General features: G+C 67.8%; 13 protein-coding genes. 6 read left to right on the top strand and 7 right to left on the bottom strand.

Features of this window, described 5'->3' with window-relative positions; translation table 11 throughout:
- Both HMPREF2883_RS00785 and groL read left to right on the top strand, forming a co-directional pair.
- Positions 1-1084: glucosidase family protein (locus tag HMPREF2883_RS00785; protein ID WP_070658294.1), on the top strand; the 1084-nt coding region annotated here is incomplete at its 5' end.
- Between the two features lie 303 nt (positions 1085-1387).
- On the top strand, positions 1388-3010 hold the full coding sequence (groL, locus tag HMPREF2883_RS00780) for a chaperonin GroEL (RefSeq protein WP_003788944.1): 1623 nt from the start codon (positions 1388-1390) through the stop codon (positions 3008-3010).
- A 229-nt stretch (positions 3011-3239) separates the two neighbouring features.
- On the opposite strand, the gene HMPREF2883_RS00775 is transcribed toward groL, so the two are convergent.
- The 7 genes from HMPREF2883_RS00775 to HMPREF2883_RS00745 all read right to left on the bottom strand — a co-directional run bounded on the left by HMPREF2883_RS00775 (position 3240) and on the right by HMPREF2883_RS00745 (position 12777).
- Positions 3240-3581 carry a WXG100 family type VII secretion target gene (locus HMPREF2883_RS00775; RefSeq protein WP_070658292.1) on the bottom strand — a complete coding sequence of 114 codons (342 nt, stop codon included), beginning with the start codon at positions 3579-3581 and terminating at the stop codon, positions 3240-3242.
- 206 nt (positions 3582-3787) lie between these two features.
- Entirely contained in the window at positions 3788-5200 is a 1413-nt protein-coding gene (locus HMPREF2883_RS00770) for an HD domain-containing protein (protein ID WP_070658290.1), read from the bottom strand.
- A gap of 720 nt (positions 5201-5920) precedes the next feature.
- Positions 5921-7519, bottom strand: a complete 1599-nt coding sequence (locus tag HMPREF2883_RS00765; protein ID WP_070658288.1) for a sensor histidine kinase — start codon at positions 7517-7519, stop codon at positions 5921-5923.
- Entirely contained in the window at positions 7519-8256 is a 738-nt protein-coding gene (locus HMPREF2883_RS00760) for a response regulator transcription factor (protein ID WP_070658284.1), read from the bottom strand. The genes HMPREF2883_RS00765 and HMPREF2883_RS00760 overlap by 1 nt, the downstream gene beginning before the upstream one ends.
- Before the next feature lie 266 nt (positions 8257-8522).
- Positions 8523-9125 carry an NYN domain-containing protein gene (locus HMPREF2883_RS00755; protein ID WP_070658282.1) on the bottom strand — a complete coding sequence of 201 codons (603 nt, stop codon included), beginning with the start codon at positions 9123-9125 and terminating at the stop codon, positions 8523-8525.
- 373 nt (positions 9126-9498) lie between these two features.
- Positions 9499-10347 carry a PspA/IM30 family protein gene (locus HMPREF2883_RS00750; protein ID WP_075371401.1) on the bottom strand — a complete coding sequence of 283 codons (849 nt, stop codon included), beginning with the start codon at positions 10345-10347 and terminating at the stop codon, positions 9499-9501.
- Positions 10348-10548: 201 nt separating this feature from the next.
- Complete coding sequence (locus HMPREF2883_RS00745) at positions 10549-12777, bottom strand: TPM domain-containing protein (protein ID WP_070658280.1); 2229 nt, start codon at positions 12775-12777, stop codon at positions 10549-10551.
- A gap of 795 nt (positions 12778-13572) precedes the next feature.
- On the opposite strand from HMPREF2883_RS00745, the gene HMPREF2883_RS00740 reads away from it, so the two are divergent.
- From HMPREF2883_RS00740 to HMPREF2883_RS14530, 4 genes are all read left to right on the top strand, one after another.
- Positions 13573-14817 (top strand): hypothetical protein, encoded by a 1245-nt coding sequence (locus HMPREF2883_RS00740; protein ID WP_070658278.1) that lies wholly within the window; start codon positions 13573-13575, stop codon positions 14815-14817.
- Positions 14818-14843: 26 nt separating this feature from the next.
- Positions 14844-15278, top strand: coding sequence for a hypothetical protein (locus HMPREF2883_RS00735; protein WP_256277255.1), 435 nt, complete (start codon positions 14844-14846; stop codon positions 15276-15278).
- Positions 15279-15524: 246 nt separating this feature from the next.
- Positions 15525-15959, top strand: coding sequence for a hypothetical protein (locus HMPREF2883_RS00730; RefSeq protein WP_070658275.1), 435 nt, complete (start codon positions 15525-15527; stop codon positions 15957-15959).
- Positions 15960-16205: 246 nt separating this feature from the next.
- On the top strand, positions 16206-16534 hold a 329-nt coding region (locus HMPREF2883_RS14530), incomplete at its 3' end, for a hypothetical protein (protein WP_141758977.1).

Genomic DNA, 16534 nt, shown 5'->3' with positions numbered 1-16534 from the left:
TCCTGCCGTCCCGTCGGTCCGGCCGACGACGCCCCCGACTCCCGCCCCCACTGCCTCCGCCGCCTCCGGGGGCGCCGGCCTGGAGGGCCGCGACTCGCACGAACTCCTCTCGCAGGGGGCGGAGGTCTTCCCGTCAGGTGCGGTCGTGGCGGCGCCCGTGAGCGTCTGGCGCTACGTCTGGCCCCGGGACGCCGCCTTCGCCGCGGCCGGCCTCAGCGCGGTGAACCTGACCGATGAGGCGCTGGGCGTCCTGGGCAACCTGGCCTCCTGGCAGCGGGCCGACGGCGGCTTCGAGGCCCGCTACACCAGCAGCGGCCGGGTGCCGGACGCCCGCCCCGCCCAGGCCGACGGCGCCGGATGGTTCCTGTGGGCCGCGGGCCGGCTCCTGGCCGACGGCGTGCCCGCCGCCGACCTGCGTGACCGCCTGGGGACGCTTCTGGCGCGCTCGACCTCCCGGCTCCTGCGCATCACGGACACGCCCTCGCACCTGCCCGCGACCTCGCCCGACTACTGGGAGGTCGCCGAGACGGTCCTCACTCTGGGCACAGCCGCCCCGGTGCTCCTGGGACTGGAGGCGGCGACGGCGCTGACCCGGGCCGGAGCCGACCTCGGCGCCCCCGCCCAGGCCCTGGCCGACCGGGTGGCGGCGGTGCGCAGCGCCATGGAGCGCAACTTCGCCCCCGCCTGGGGCCGCCACCTGAGGTGCGACGACGTCGACGCCGCCATCGCCCTGGTCCTGCCTCCCTTCACCCGGCCGCTGGCCGGCGCCCGAACGGTGCGGCAGACGGCGGCCGCGCGCATGCGCCGCCCAGCCGGGGGGCTCGCCCCGGGCTCCAGCTGGCGCGACGACGGCGTGTCCTGGACGCCGGAGACCGCCCTCATGGCCTGGTCGGCCCTGTCGCTGGGGATGGAGGAGGAAGGGGCCCGGCTGCTGTCGTGGCTGGAGGCGCACCGCACCGCTGTCGGAGCCCTGCCGGAGAAGGTCCTGGCCGACGGCGCCCCGGCGGGGCCCGCGCCCCTGGCCTGGACCTGCGCGCTCATCCTGCTGGCCACCGCCTCACGGGCCGCAGACCGGCCCTCCTGAGCCGGGGAACCGCCGCGGGGGCGGGACCGCCTGCGGGATCACCCGCGGGCCCGACGAGATTCCCCGCTTCGCCGTCGGAGGATTCAGTGCCGATGAGAACTGAGCTCCTTGCACTCAAGGGCTGAGAGTGCCAGCATTGCGGTTAGCACTCGGGAACCTCGAGTGACAACGCATCCTTGAATGCACCAAGTTCATCCAGGCTGGAACGTGAGGGCCGGCGTCGGGCGTGACGTGAACGCCCGGGACCGATCCGTCCGTCGCGGGCACGAACCGGCCGCCCTACCACGCAGTGGAGGAAACTCAATGTCCAAGATCATCGCCTTCGATGAGGAGGCCCGCCGCGGCATGGAGCGCGGCCTCAACACCCTCGCCGACACCGTCAAGGTCACCCTGGGCCCCAAGGGCCGTAACGTCGTGCTCGACAAGAAGTGGGGCGCCCCCACGATCACCAACGACGGCGTGACCATCGCCAAGGAGATCGAGCTCGAGGAGCCCTACGAGAAGATCGGCGCCGAGCTCGTCAAGGAGGTCGCCAAGAAGACCGACGACGTCGCGGGCGACGGCACCACCACCGCCACCGTCCTGGCTCAGGCCCTGGTGCGTGAGGGCCTGCGCAACGTCGCCGCCGGCGCCAACCCGATCGCCGTTCGCCGTGGTATCGAGAAGGCCGTTGCGGCCGTCGTCGAGCGCCTGCTGGCCGACGCCAAGGAGGTCGAGACTCAGGAGGAGATCGCGGCCACCGCCTCCATCTCCGCCGCCGACGAGCAGATCGGTGCCTTCATCGCCGAGGCCCTGGAGAAGGTCGGCCACGAGGGTGTCGTCACCGTCGAGGAGTCCAACACCTTCGGCCTCGAGCTCGAGGTCACCGAGGGTATGCGCTTCGACAAGGGCTTCATCTCCCCCTACTTCGTCACCGACCCCGACCGCCAGGAGGCCGTCCTGGAGGACGCCTACGTCTTGCTGGTCGAGTCCAAGATCTCCAACGTCAAGGACCTGCTGCCGCTGCTGGAGAAGGTCATGCAGACCGGCAAGCCGCTGGCCATCATCGCCGAGGACGTCGAGGCCGAGGCCCTGGCCACCCTCGTCGTCAACCGCATCCGCGGCACCTTCAAGTCCGTGGCCGTCAAGGCCCCCGGCTTCGGTGACCGCCGCAAGGCGATGCTGCAGGACATGGCCATCCTCACCGGCGGTACGGTCATCTCCGAGACCGTCGGCCTCAAGCTCGAGAACGCCACCCTGGAGGACCTGGGCCAGGCCCGCAAGGTCGTCGTCACCAAGGACGACACCACCCTGGTCGAGGGCGCCGGCGACAAGGAGGCCATTGAGGCCCGCACCGCCCAGATCCGCCTGGAGATCGAGAACTCCGACTCCGACTACGACCGCGAGAAGCTCTCCGAGCGCCTGGCCAAGCTGGCCGGCGGCGTGGCCGTCCTCAAGTCCGGTGCCGCCACCGAGGTGGAGCTCAAGGAGCGCAAGCACCGCATTGAGGACGCCGTGCGCAACGCCAAGGCCGCCGTCGAGGAGGGCATCGTCGCCGGTGGTGGCGTCGCCCTGCTCCAGGCCGCCGAGGTCCTCGACACCCTCAAGCTCGAGGGCGACGAGGCCACCGGCGCCGCGATCGTCAAGGTCGCCGTGGAGGCCCCGCTCAAGCAGATCGCTGCCAACGCCGGCCTCGAGGGCGGCGTGGTCGTGGACCGCGTGCGCAACCTGCCCACCGGTGAGGGCCTCAACGCCGCCACCGGCGAGTACGTCAACCTGCTGGCCGCCGGCATCGCCGACCCGGTCAAGGTGACCCGCTCCGCCCTGCAGAACGCCGGTTCCATCGCCGGTCTGTTCCTGACCACCGAGGCCGTCGTGGCCGACAAGCCCGAGCCCCCGGCCGCCCCGGCCGACGGTGGCGCCGGCGACATGGGTGGCATGTACTGATCGACGTGACTGCCGACGAGCCAGTCATCACCCGGTAGCCCGGCCGCGACGTCGGCCGGCCCCGGAACCGCGGCGGGCCGTCTCTCACGCACGTGAGGGGCGGCCCGCCGCCGGGTCCGTACCTGTCCGTGTTGAGCCGGTCGGCTGGGCCCTGTGCCGGCAGGCGGCGTGGCGCTCACGCTGAGGGCGGGAGGCGGCGCAGTCCTCACCGGTCCGCCGTGGACGGCTCCTACCAGGCGCCCAGGGGAGCCGAGCCCGCGGCCGGTGCAGGAGCTGGCGCTGAGCCGGCGAAACGGCCCTGGTTGGAGGTCTCGGCGTCGTCGTAGCACACGGCGGCGTTGTCCAGGGCCAGGCTGATCTGATCGAGGTTGGACTGCACCTGGAGCTGGGTGAGGTGCCAGTCGGCCGCACAGGCGGCCATGGAGTCCGACGCCGTCCCGGTCCAGCAGGACTGGAGCAGGCCGATGTCTCCCCGCATGCCATCGACCTCGGTTTGGATCGTCGCGATGCGGGTACGGGTCCGGGCGGCGGTGTCGGCCACCGCAGCGGTATCGACGGAGTAGGTGGGCATGAGGGGCGTCCTTTCGTGAGAGGCGGCCCGAGGGCCGTGCGCGGTGTGCTGGTGGTGCACTGGGGTGCGCGCTGTGCCTCTCACGGTAAGGGCCTGACCGACGGTGTACCGGGCGAGGAGTCGGCTCTGTGGAGGGGACCTGCAGATCGTGGCCTGTGGCCCCGCAGACGGCGGGCCGTCCCTGAGGGAAGGGTCGTCCGGGCGCCTCAGAGGTCCCCGGCGCCGTCGTCGATGATCTCCTCGGTGATGGGGGCGATCTCGCCGGTACGGGCCTCGCGCAGCTCCTTGGCCTCCTGGGTCTTGGCCCGCAGCTTCTCGGTGAGCTTGTCCCGCTCGGCTTGGACCCGGGCGCGGCGGTCCTCTGCGTCGTCGGAGCGATTGCGCGAGCACATGAGCAGGTCCAGGTCCGCGATGCACGACTCCATGGAGGCGGTGTGCGTCATCGCCTCCTCGCCGTCCTTGTCCTCACGCCCCTCGCCCCGCTCAGCGGGCGCATCGACGGGGTGACGAGCCGAGGCCACGGCCGGGATCCCGCGGGCTGGGGTATGCGGCGAGGAGGCGCTCGACGGTGAGGCGGATGATGCCGGAGCCGCCGGCGATCCTGAGGGCGCCGTGGAGGTGGGGGAGGCGGCCGCCGTCGCGCCGGTCGCTGACGCAGTGGACCTCAGGGCTCTGAGCGCGGTGGGGTCCAGGCGCAGGGTGTCGCCGTCCTGGGTGGGGCCGGCCAGGTCCTCGGCGGGCAGCGCCTGGAGGCCCAGCGGAGGGGTGCGGGGGTCGTGCTCGGTAGCCTCGCCCGGCTGCCTGCCAGTTCCGGGAGCAGGGTCTGCGGCGGCGGGACTGGCAGATAAGGTCACCGTGGCGATAGGCGCCGCCTGCTGAACGGCCCCGGCCTCCAGGGCCGCCGGGTCGGTCTGAACTCCCTGCTCCTCGGCGAGCTTGGCGAGCTTCTCGTGGAGACGTCGCTGCTCGGCCGCCAGGTTCTCCCGGGCCGGGTGCTCCCAGCGCTCGCCCAGCGGGGAGTGGAAGAGGTGCTCACGGTTCAGGAGCCGGGAGATGATCGTCAGGCGACCGCGCAGGTACTCCTCCATGGGGATGTGGGAGTACTCCTCGCGCAGCAGTCGCACGTACTCGGTATAGGTCTGGGGGTCCACGGCCAGGGTCCCCAGGTCGGCGTCAATGAGGGCCTGAGCGTCGATGTCGTCATCGGCGAGCATGTGCCGCTTGAGGTTGACGATGAGGCTGCACACCCGCTTGACCGTCTCCGCCGGGACACCCAGGTGACGCAGGTCGGCCTCGGCGAAGGCGGCCGAGGCGGTCTCGTCCTCGCCGCCGTTGCCGCGGATGACCTCCTCGACGTCGGAGGAGAAGACGCAGCCGTGGTACCAGCAGGCAACCCGCATGATGTCTGGGTTGTGCGACTCCTCGGCCAGCTCATCGACCCGCGCGAGCATGTCGATGAGGTGGCGAAGGTTGTGGAAGCGACGATCCGGCGTGGACCAGCGCTCAATGAGGAGCTCGCCGGCGGAGCCGATCGCCTCTGGGGGCTGCGTGGCGCCAATCGCCTTCACTGAGCGGGTGAAGGCGGGCAGAAGCCATTGCGGTGCTTCGATGACACCCATGGGTCAGTCTCCGTGTTGGAAATGGAACGCGTGCCATCGTAGGACTGTCCTCACCGTGACGTCGACGTGACACAGTGTCTCGCGTGCCACTCTTGTCGTTATCGCAGGTCGACGGCCCCCTCCAGAGGTGCGGCGGGGCGCTGCCTCCTGGCTTCTGGGAGGCTCGGATGTCCGACGTCTCAGGACGCTGGTGGGTGGCCCAACCAGAGTCGCCTCCCGAGCGCGGGGTGTTGTGGCGTCTCATGACACTGCTGTGATGCGAGCTGACCGAGCCCAAGGGCCGTTGCTCGCTGTGCCGGCGGGGTGGGCTCGGCTGCTCACAGCCGCGGGGATGGCGCCTGGCCTGTACTGCACGAGGGTCGGGAACTACTGGAGGAGGGCCGGGGGTACTCCAGGTAGGTGGGGCCGGCCCCGGGTTGAGAGTACCCCGCACGACCGCCAAGGCCTGCGGAGTCGATCCCGCAAGCAGCCCAGTGTCCACAGCGCTGACATGAGCGATCCCGCCGTCGAAGCGCGCTCGGAGAATCGTTGGAATTCCGCGGTTCGTTTTCGTCTCGCGGCGTCGGAGCAGTGTTGATGTCAGCGCCGTGGACACCGACGCCCGGCCAGACCTCGCCCATCATCCTGCCGTCACCTTCAGGGCAGCCGCCCCGCCCCCGGTTCCGGCCCAGGAGCGCGCCTCAGACGTGAGCAGACGCGGCAGAGGCACGACGGCGGGGCCTACCAGACCGGTGCGGACGGCAGCTCGATGTGGACGGTGGCGCCGCCGCCGGGGGTCTGGAGCATCTGGACCGTGCCCTTGTGGGCGGCCACGATCCCCAGCACGATCGCCAGTCCCAGGCCGGAACCTCCGGTCTCCCGGTTGCGGGAGGTGTCCGAGCGGTAGAAGCGCTGGAAGACCTTCTCGGCCGCCTCCGGTGGCACGCCGTGGCCGTGGTCGCGGACCTCGACGACGACGACCGGCTGCGCCGTCGGGTTGGCACGCGGGGGCGCCATGCCGATGGCGATCTCCACCGGCGTCCCGGAGGGGGTGTGGCGCACCACGTTGCCCAGCAGATTGGTGAGGATCTGGGAGAGGCGGTCGCGGTCACCGATGACCTGGAGCGAGGGGGCCTCCTTGCCGGCGGCCTCGTCGCGGGGGTCGAGGGGGATGAGGCCGCAGTCGCGCTCGGGGGCCAGCACCATCATGTCGCTCAGGGCGCCGGCGGCCAGGTCGGTGAGGTTGACCGGCTCCATCGACATCTCCCGGCCCTCGTCGATCCGGGCCAGCTGGAGGAGATCATCAACGAGGCGCCCCATCCGGTTGGCCTCGGTCTCGATACGCCCCATGACCTCGCCGGTCTTGTTCGCGGGCACCCCGCCCATCCGGTAGAGCTCGCCGTAGCCGCGGATGGCGGCCAGGGGGGTGCGCAGCTCGTGGGAGGCGTCGGAGACGAAGCGCGTCATCCGCTCCTGGGCCACGACCTGGGCGGCGAAGGAGCTCTCATTCTGGGTGAGCATCGTGTTGATCGCCCGCTGCAGCGAGCCCACCTCCGTGGTGCGCGGCTCGGTGACCAGGATGCGGGCGGACAGGTCGCCGTGGGCGATCCGGGCGGCCACACCCTCGATCTGGCGCAGGGAACGGAACGAGCGGTGGACCAGGTAAGTGGCGAAGACGGCGCCCACCGAGATGATCGAGACGTCGGCCAGGGCCACCACGAGGCGGGTGCGCTCAACGGTCTCCATGACGTCGCTCAGTGGGAGGGCCAGGGCCACGGCGCCGGTGTACTCGCCGGTGTTCTGGTCTCGGATGAGCAGGGTGATCATCCGCCACTGGTGGCCGGGCTGATCGGAGTTGACCGTCGTGATCGGGAAGTCGCTCTTGTCCGCGTGGGCCAGGGCGCGTCGGTAGTCCAGGCCCTTGATCTGGGGCCGCCCGTACGTGGCGGCGGTGTCCGGGGAGATCCACTCCCCGTTGCGGCTGGGGTCGAGGTACTCGGCCTTGACGTAGTAGTTCGAGGGGAAGGTGGTGCTGCTGGTCCCTCCCTCGCGGATCTGGGCCAGTCCCTGGCTTCCGATGGCCACCGAGGTGGTGCGCAGCTGGCTGTCGATCTGGCCCATCATGTGGCTGTAGAGCAGCGAGGTCACCACGAAGGAGACGACGATGAGCCCGATGGCGAGCAGGCCGGTGGTCATGAGGGTCAGTCGCGTGCGCAGCGGCATCGCCTGCCAGGGCCGCTGAATCGCGGTGATCGGGTGCCATCGGCCCCGTTTGATCGGGCGGTGCTGCTTACCGGACGACTTGGCCGGGCGCGTGCTCCCCCCACGCGCCGCCGCCATCACTCGGCCTTGGGCTCGCGGAGCATGTAGCCGACTCCGCGACGAGTCTGGATGAGCGGGGTGACGGGCTGGCCATCAGCGCCCTGGATCTGGTCCACCTTGCGGCGCAGGTAGGAGATGTAGGACTCCACGATCGCGGCGTCGCCGTTCCAGTCGTACTCCCAGACGTGGTCGAGGATCTGGGCCTTGGACACGACGCGCCCGGCGTTGAGCATGAGGTAGCGCAGGAGCTTGAACTCGGTGGGTGACAGGTCCACCTCGACCTCGGCGCGGTACACCTCGTGGGCGTCCTCGTCCAGGACCAGGTCGGCCACGCGCACGACGCCGTCGTCCTGACTCTCGACGGCGTGGGTGCGGCGCAGGATCGCGCGGATACGGGCGATGACCTCCTCCAGCCCGAAGGGCTTGGTGACGTAGTCGTCGCCGCCGACAGTCAGGCCCTGGACCTTGTCCGCCATGTCATCGCGGGCGGTCAGGAAGAGGATCGGGGTGGTCACGTCGCGCTCGCGTAGACGCCGTGCCACGGTGAAGCCGTCCATGTCGGGCAGCATGACATCGAGGACCACCAGGTCGGGGGATGTCTTCTCCACCGTCTTCAGTGCGCCGTTGCCGTCGCCCGCGATCGAGACCTCGAAACCTGCGAAGCGCAGGGACGAGGCCAGCAGGTCGCGGATGTTGGGTTCATCGTCGACGACAAGGAGGTGAGCTTCGGTGCGGGACTGCTGGGAACGCTCCATGAGTCTCACCATTCCTTCAGTTTCTGGTTGTTTCCTGAGCGAGTTCCGAATGGTCGCTGTTGATAGGTCAAGTGATTGGTGTGACCTCAAGCCAATCCTAGCCTCAGGGAGTCTTTGAAATCCCACAAAACGGGGAGCTGTGTGGTTGCTGCTTGAACAGAGGCGAGCGCCGACGACTCCTCGGTGAGTCGGGCTGTGACATGAGGCGGGGCGACGACGTCTGTCGCCGCCCCGCCGTCGGGTCAGAGGAAGTCGGGTCAGAGGAATCAGAGGAAGGCGAGAGGGTCGAAGTCCTCCAGCGGGATGATGCACACGCGCGGCAGCGGGATGGTGAAGGCCTTGACGTCACTCTCCAGGTCGTAGACCGTCAGGCCCTCGCCCTCCAGAGCGGCCAGCTGGGCGTTGAGGAACTCACGGAAGCACAGGATCCCCACCTTGGCGCCGGCCTGCAGGAGCCGCTCGATGTAGGGGATGTAGTCGCCGTCGTGGCTGCCCAGCAGGACGTGGGCCTCCTGGCCGGACTCGGCCCGTTCGGCCAGCGCCTCCAGGGTGCGCTGAATACCGATGTCGACGACCTTCTCATCATTGCTTCCGGACCCGGCCAGCGGCACGGGGCGGTAGTCCATGGCCAGCAGGGCCTGGATGAAGCTCATGGGCATATGGCCGCTGGTGGCGTTGAGGAAGAACAGGGCACGGGCCTCGTTCCCCTCATCCTCGGCGGCGTCGGCGGAGGACAGTTCATCGCAGTATGCGAGGACCCGGTCCCAACGGGGCCGCTCCTCAGGTTCGGGACGCCGCCCCAGCACGCTCATGCCGAGAGTGGCGTCAATGTTCTCGCCATCGACGAGAAGATAAGTCGGTACGCTCATGAGGCTCATGTTACCGGTCACGGCGTCCAGCAGCTGCCGGCGACGCTCGAAGACACCGCACTGATACCGGCCTTCTCTTGCTGACGACGTCGCTGGGTGCGGTCTGCGCGGTCGGGGGCAATGCCCACCCGGTGGGGACATTCGACGCCGTCGGGCGCGGAATTCCTGTCCCCGGAAGGCGTGAGATGTCCCCGGCTGGAGTGGAATGTCCCCGGGCTCGTGGAATGTCCCCGGCTGGGTCCGCGTGGGTGGGTGTCGAGGATCACGAGGCCGCCCGGCACTCATCGGGATGATGAGCACCGGGCGGCTTGCGGGGCTGAGGCGCCTGCGCGACGCGGTGAGGTCAGGTCAGGTCAGGCCAGGCCAGGCCAGATTAGTAGGAGGACTTCTCCTCGCCGGCCGGCTGACCCTGGTTCTTCAGGGCCGCGAAGGCGGCGTTGATCGCGTCGTCGTCGCCGTCGGTGATCTGGGCGGGGGCCTGCTGCTGGGCGCCCGGAAGGGCCGGGTTCTGCCCGGACTTCAGGGCCGCCAGGCGGGCCTCGGCCTCCAGGCTGGCCCCGGAGGCCTCGAGCTCGGCGAACTGGGACTCCAGGGAGGAGCCGGCCAGCTCCATCTGCCCGGCGGCCTGGGCCTCGACCCGACGCACCTGGTCCTCGTAGCGGGACAGCTCGCTGGTGGGGTCCAGGACGTTGATGGAGCGGATGGCGCCCTGCACCTTGACCTGGGCCTCGGCGGTCTTCTGACGGGCGATGAGCTGGTCGCGCTTGGAGCGCAGCTCGCCGAGCTTGACCTCCATCTGCTGCAGGCCGGTCTTGAGCTGCTCGACGACCTGGCGCTGGGAGGCGATCATCGGCTCGGCGGCCTTGGCCTCGTTCTCCGCCGTGATCTGCTTGGTCAGCGCGATCTTGGCCAGCGAGTCCCACTTGTCCGCGCCGGCCGTGTCGCCGCCGGAGCGCAGCTGGTCGGCCTTGCGGGAGGCGGCCAGGGCCTTGTTGCCCCAGTCCTTGGCCTCGGCGACGTCGGCATCGTGGTCCTTCTCCGCCAGGCGCAGGTTGCCGATCGTCTGGGCGACGGCGTCACGGGCCTCGGCAATGGACGCCGTGTAGTCCCGTACCAGCTGGTTGAGCATCTTCTCCGGGTCCTCGGCGCGGTCCAGGAGCGCGTTGATGTTGGCGCGGGTGAGCTGGGCGATGCGCCCCAGGATCGACTGCTTCTCAGCCATGGTTGTTCGTCCTTCCGTCGAGCTGCGACGTCGGTGTGAGCAGATTGTGGGCAGGTATGGACCTGGCGCCCGTCGGGCGGTTGCCTGGCGGATCAGGGGTCATGATCGCAGGTCGCGGCGCCCGGAGTCACGCGGGCGGGGGCCGCATCGCTCAGGGCATGACTGGAGGGCGAGGAGGGCCGGCCGCCGGGAGGATGCGGCTCAGAAGTCGCCGCCCCCGTCGAAGAAACCGCCGCCTCCACCCGAGAAGTCGCCGCCCCCGTCGAAGAAGCCGCCGCCTCCACCCGAGAAGTCGCCGCCCCCGTCGAAGAAACCGCCGCCTCCACCCCAGTCGCTGTCGTGGTGGTGGGAGCCCCAGCCACCGTAGTTGTGGCCGCCGCCCAGCAGCAGGCCACCCAGCAAGAGCGAGCCCAGGTCGAGCCCGCCGCCCGAGCGGCCGTAACCGCGGGAGTAGGAGTAGCTCTCACCAGAGTGCGGGCTCCACGAGCTCGACGACCCGCGCACATCGGCCTCGGCCAGGGCCTGGGCCTGGGCCACGAGGGGCTCGGCCGCCGCGACTTCGGCCAGGGCCGCCACCGGGTCAGTGGTCTGGACGGTGGTGGCGGCCGTGGCGTGACGGGCGGCCTCACTGAGCGCCGTGCGCGCCGAGGGACCCACCGCCCCGCGATAGGTGGTGATGTAGGAGGTCACGGACTCCACCTGGGAGTTGAGGCGGGCCAGGCGCGAGCCCAGGGAGGCCCGGGCGCGCGAGTCGTTCTCCTCGCGCTCGCGGGCCGGGGCCAGGGCGGCGTCGATGGCGGCCTCGGCCCGGGCCAGGTGGTCCAGGGCGGCCAGGGGGTCGCCGCTCGGGTTGGCGCCACTGGCCTGACGGCCCTCGGCGACGGCGGCCTCGGCGTCGGCCACGAGCGGGGCCAGGGTCGCCGCCGGCACCGCACCCTCCAGGCGCTGGGCGTCCACCAGGTCCGAGGAGATCGAGGCGATGGCCGCCTCCAGGTCCTTCGCCGCGCTCTGGAGGCGCTCGCGGGCCCCGGTGACCTGGGCGGCCAGCTGGCCGGCCTGGGCGATGGAGCCCTGGGCGATGCGCACCTGCTCGACGGCCGTCGCCTCCTGGGAGGCCTCGACGCTGGCGCGGGCCTGGTCCAGGGCGGTGCGCCCGGCGGCCAGCAGGCGGCGGGCCTGCTCTGGGGCCTGGGCCACGCTGGTCAGGGAGGAGGCAGGGTAGGCGGCACTGAGCGTCACCAGGATCGTCTCAGCCATGACGATGGCCTGCTCGGTCTCGTCGGCCCGCTGGGCGGTCTCGGCGATCGACGTCGGCAGGTTCGCCTCGATGCCGCGCCGCTTGTTGAAGGCCTCCTCCTGGGCGCGGATCTCGCCGACCGCCTCCGAGCAGCGCTGGAGGATCTCGGTGTACATCTGGCGCTGCTGCGGCTCGGTCTCGGGGATGTCGTCGTCGAGGATCTTGCGCAACTCGAAGCACCTTGACAGGTGCTTGCGGGCGCTGTCCAGGGCGGCGGTGAAGGAGTCCGTGGCGGACAGGCCGAACTGCGCCTGCGCGTAGGACAGCTCCTCGGCGGCAGCGCGCACCGTGTCGTCGGCCTGGACCAGGGCGCTGCCGGCCTGCGTGCGCAGCTGCTCCACCGTCATCGCCGCGAAGCCCGCGGGCTGGTTCCCGGGTGCGCCGCCCTGATTCCTGCGCTTGCCGAACAGCATGTCGTTGTTCTCCTTGTTCTTCCTGCGCTTGTACACCGTCCAGGCGGCGGCCCCGCCGGCCGCGACCGCGCCCCCGCCCAGCAGGAGCGGAAGTGCCGAGGAGCCCGAGCCGCTGGAGCTGCCGGAGCCCGATGAGCCGGACATGTTGCCCGGGATGGCGGCCACGGCGTCGTCGTAGCTGCCTGCGCTGAGCTGCTTCTTGACGGCTGAGTCGATGCGCTTGTAGTCGGACTTGGAGAACTTCGAGGAGTTGTCGTGCGCCTGCAGTTTGTAGCTCTTCGAGGCCGAGCCGTCGGAGGGGATGTTGATGACCAGGAGCATGTCGTCGCGCCCCAGCTTCGTGTCCTTGAAGGCCTGCGCGGCGATGGCGGAGGCCTTCTGACTGGAGTCGGAGACGGTCAGCACCCACAGGCCGACGCCGTACTTGGAGGACATGGTGTCCACGGCCTGCTGGGCCTTGGAGGCATCCAGGATCCCGAGCTCATCGGTGACGTGCTTGGTCAGGGTGGTCGACGCCGCCGGAAGGGCCCGGGGCGCGCCCGCCGAGCCGGCCGAGGCCTGCGCGGAGGAAGTGAGGGCAAGGGGTGCGGAGCCGGCCGTCGTCGGAGCCGCTGTGGCGCCGGTCGAGAGCCCCAGGAGCCCCAGGGCGGCCGCCGTCGCGACGCCGGAGAGGGCCATCTGGTGCCAAGGACGGGGGAGTGGGGGCTGCTGGTTCTTCATCGGGGCCATCGTCCCCGCCGAGTAAGGGTGTGAGCAAGTCGGTTCACCTCAGGCGGCGCGTGTTCGTGGAGAGATCTGTGCTGCTCGCACTGACGATGCCTGTGCTGCCGATGGCAGGTGAAGGGTGTTTGTGCGGCACCCGTCGACGTGTGCTGGTCGTATGACGTCCTACGACGCCGCCCGAAAGAAATGTGGTGACGGTGCTTGTCATCGAATCGTGACCAAGCGTAGTGTGCTCGTGCATCTCAACAGTGACGATTACTGGAAGGTTCTTAGATGTCGGGCCAATTGAAGTGGGATCACAGCCAGGCTGCGTCTGCTGTGTCGAGTCTGGGTGCGGCCAAGAGCGACATCAGTGGTGACTCGGTGAAGTCGCCGACGGGGTGTGGCTGGTCGGCGTCTTCGGCCTCAAAAGTGGTGTCGAACCTCCAGTCCCGATTGTCCAGCATTCAATCAAACATTCCGACGATATCCACGAACCTGTCGACAGCCGACAAGAATATGGGGGAGGTTGATGCGCAGAGCGCCAGCACTGTGCCGTCATCGTCGACGGTGCCTCCCTCTCACATGACGAGCTCTGGACCTCTGGTGCCCAAGAGCCCATCTTCCGGTTCGGCTCCAGGGCCTGGTGCCGGAGGGGTGAAGCCTCAGTTCTCGGTTCCGCAGTCGGGATCGTCAAGCTCAGGGGGGTCGGGCCATGCTACCGCAACACGTCCGAACTACCCGACAACGGGTTCAGATCCGCTCCGAAACTGACTAGGTAACCAGCAATATCGCGTTTAAAGGAGAGTAAGTATGGCGATTGACACTCATCTGGATGCGACACCGTCGGAGATCACGAGTTCGGCGACCGCGATCGGGAATATTGAAACGCATGTCGACAGCGCTGAGGATGACCTGATCAGCGCCCGCAAGAATGTTGCCGAGTTGGACGGCGACACGGCACTTAACGCCTCGAACACGATCAGCACGGAAGTCAATAACTGCGAGGACCTGGTCTCGGATCTGAAGAGTTACAAGAACGCACTGACCAACTTCGCAACTGCAATGGGGAAGGTGAAGACGGATCTCGAGGGAATTCGCAGCAGGGCGACCAATGGTGGGCTGACGGTCAATGGGGAGCGCATCGAACAGCCAACCGATTCCTTCCCCATGGGGGCCGACCCGAATAATTCCGCGGAAGTACGAGCTTTCAGTGAGGAGCAGGAGAAGCTCACCCTCTACAAGACCCTGGACACCGATACGAGTCATATTCGTGATCGTGAGACCGAGGCTCGTCAGACCTTCGCCGACGCATGCACCAGGATCACTGACGGGCATCCTGTCACTCAGACGGTGGCGAGCACGGTTGGTGGTATCTTCGCCCCCGACACCAAGAAAGGTGGCTGGCAGGCAGCAGCGAGAGTCGGTACGTGGGCCATCAGCAGGACTAGGGATGCAGTCAGTCTGGTTGAGGCAAGAGGTCTGCGTGCGAGCGGCGCAACCGTGACCCGCAAAGTGGTTGTGGGGCACAAAGACAATGTGCTCACACATGACATCGATAAGGGAGACCTCTCGCGCAAGGTGAAAATGAAGCGTGAATTCACCACTGAAGCCGGAGGTAAGGGGACAAAGCAGTGGCGGTATGCCTTTAAAGACCGCAAGCTCTCGAACTGGTCGGTGCCGAAGGGCGCGGAGGGTACGAAGGCGGCGAAGGCCGTCGATATGGCGCGCAAGGTGGGCTCCAGCAAGGCCTTGAAGTATGCCGGCAGAGCAGGTACTGCGGTGAGCTTCGGAGTAGACGCCTACCAGCAGTGGGAGAAGGACTCCCACAATCCGTCCATTGGCACGGGAGAAAAGGTCGCCCGCGCCGCGACGGCGGGGGCCGGTTCGGCTGCTGGTGGCTGGGCTGGGGCTCAGGCTGGTGCGGCTGTTGGAGCCTGTGTCGGTGGTCCGGTGGGCGCCGTGGTTGGCGGCGCGGTTGGCGCTGCCATTGGGTCTGGCGCTGGAAAATGGCTGGCCGATAAAGCGAATGAGGGTATTCATGGGTGGTGGCACTGATGGTGTTGTTTGTTGGGTGAACCGCCGTGTTTGAAGACATTGTAATGGGAATTACCTGCATTTTACTAGGTGGATTTACATTCTCGTTCTGGTGGTTTGCGATGTTCTCTGACAGTGACTGGGGGGAGGCTGCTCGTGAGATGCTAGATGGGGGGTTCAGTCTAGGTCGCAATACCATTGCAGTGATCGAGCCTGCGGTGGGATTGTGCTTCCTGTTTGGTGGGCTATTGGGGCTGGCTGATCCTGTTGGGGTTGACGAGAATAGTCCTGTAAGATCGTTTCTTACTATTTTCGTATTGGCGATGTTGGTGGTGGCGGTGTTGGGTTTGGTTCCGGTGCGGTTGCCGGGGTGGATGTATCCGGAGTGGCATGAGGAGCGGCGTTGGCGTCGTCGGGAGCAGGCTGAGTGGGAGGCGAAGTACGGCTCCGACGACGAGGGCGACGGTGAGACTGACTGGTGACCGCGGCCCTATCGTGTTGCCCGGCCAGTGACGGCATGAGCGGTCTCGGCTGCTGGTGGCTGGGCTGGGGCTCAGGCCGGGGCGGCTGTTGGGGCCTGTGTCGGTGGTCCGGTGGGTGCCGTGGTCGGCGGCGCGGTTGGTGCTGCCATTGGATCTGGTCTTGGCAAAAAGGCGGCTGACGGTTTGAATAGTATTACCCATGGGTGGTGGCATTGAGTGTTGTTCAAACGTTCGAGGTGATCGGATGTGAGTGAGCAGATTCTGTCGGGCATTGGTTGTATTCTATTGGGAGCATTTCCACTTGTTGCCTGGTGGTATGCGATGTTCTCCGACAGTGACTGGGGGGAGGCTGCTCGTGAGATGCTGGACGATGTCTTCAATCTAGGTCGCAACACCATTGCGGTGATCGAGCCTGCAGTGGGAAGTCTTCTGGTATTTGGAGGAATGCTGCTGTTGGCTCAGGCGGCTGGCCTTGAGAGCGAAGACCCTGTCGTCTTGGTCTTTGGTGTGCCTGCGCTGGTGTCGTTGGTGGTGGCGGTGTTGGGTTTGATTCCGGTGCGGTTGCCGGGGTGGATGTATCCGGAGTGGCATGAGGAGCGGCGTTGGCGTCGTCGGGAGCAGGCTGAGTGGGAGGCGAAGTATGGCTCCGACGACGAGGGTGACGGTGAGACCAACAGGTGACCGCGGCCCTATCGTGTTGCCCGGCCAGCGACGGTATGAACGGTCTCGGCCGCCGGTGGCTGGGCCGGGGCTCAGGCTGGGGTGGCTGTTGGAGCCTGTGTGGGTGGTCCGGTGGGCGCCGTGGTCGGCGGCGCGGTGGGTGCTGCCATTGGGTCTGGTGCTGGAAAAGGAATTGCTGATCTCGCAAACAAGGGAATTCATAAGTTATTTCATTGAGATTTGTTGCCATAAGTTCAAGGTATTTCAATGACGGCATTCTATGCATTTGCTGGAATTGTTATAGGAATGTTTGCAGTTGTTGCTTGGTGGTTTGCGATGTTTTCCGACAGTGACTGGGGAGAGGCTGCTCGTGAAATGCTGGACGGGGGGTTCAATTTAGGTCGCAACACGATTGCGGTCATTGAGCCTGCCGTAGGAGGTCTTATGCTATTTGGGAGTTGTGGGGTGATGGTGGACGAGGTGGGTTTAGATGGCACGGGAGTTTGGTGGTTCTTTGTGCTTGCCATGCTGACCTGTTTGGTGGTTGCGGTGTTGGGTTTGATTCCGGTGCGGTTGCCGGGGTGGATGTATCCGGA

Origin of the sequence: Actinomyces sp. HMSC075C01 (assembly GCF_001812965.1) — a bacterium.
Classification (GTDB): domain Bacteria; phylum Actinomycetota; class Actinomycetes; order Actinomycetales; family Actinomycetaceae; genus Actinomyces; species Actinomyces acetigenes.
Note: the sequence above shows the minus strand (reverse complement) of the source record. Positions and strands in the feature narration are given on the sequence as shown.

What these genes read in the sequence shown, in the direction of transcription:
- groL (WP_003788944.1), top strand. Translation starts at nt 1,388, where the DNA reads ATGTCCAAGATCATCGCCTTCGATGAGGAGGCCCGCCGCGGCATGGAG.
- HMPREF2883_RS00775 (WP_070658292.1), bottom strand. Translation starts at nt 3,581, where the DNA reads ATGCCCACCTACTCCGTCGATACCGCTGCGGTGGCCGACACCGCCGCC.
- HMPREF2883_RS00770 (WP_070658290.1), bottom strand. Translation starts at nt 5,200, where the DNA reads ATGGGTGTCATCGAAGCACCGCAATGGCTTCTGCCCGCCTTCACCCGC.
- HMPREF2883_RS00765 (WP_070658288.1), bottom strand. Translation starts at nt 7,519, where the DNA reads ATGGCGGCGGCGCGTGGGGGGAGCACGCGCCCGGCCAAGTCGTCCGGT.
- HMPREF2883_RS00760 (WP_070658284.1), bottom strand. Translation starts at nt 8,256, where the DNA reads ATGGAGCGTTCCCAGCAGTCCCGCACCGAAGCTCACCTCCTTGTCGTC.
- HMPREF2883_RS00755 (WP_070658282.1), bottom strand. Translation starts at nt 9,125, where the DNA reads ATGAGCGTACCGACTTATCTTCTCGTCGATGGCGAGAACATTGACGCC.
- HMPREF2883_RS00750 (WP_075371401.1), bottom strand. Translation starts at nt 10,347, where the DNA reads ATGGCTGAGAAGCAGTCGATCCTGGGGCGCATCGCCCAGCTCACCCGC.
- HMPREF2883_RS00745 (WP_070658280.1), bottom strand. Translation starts at nt 12,777, where the DNA reads ATGAAGAACCAGCAGCCCCCACTCCCCCGTCCTTGGCACCAGATGGCC.
- HMPREF2883_RS00740 (WP_070658278.1), top strand. Translation starts at nt 13,573, where the DNA reads ATGGCGATTGACACTCATCTGGATGCGACACCGTCGGAGATCACGAGT.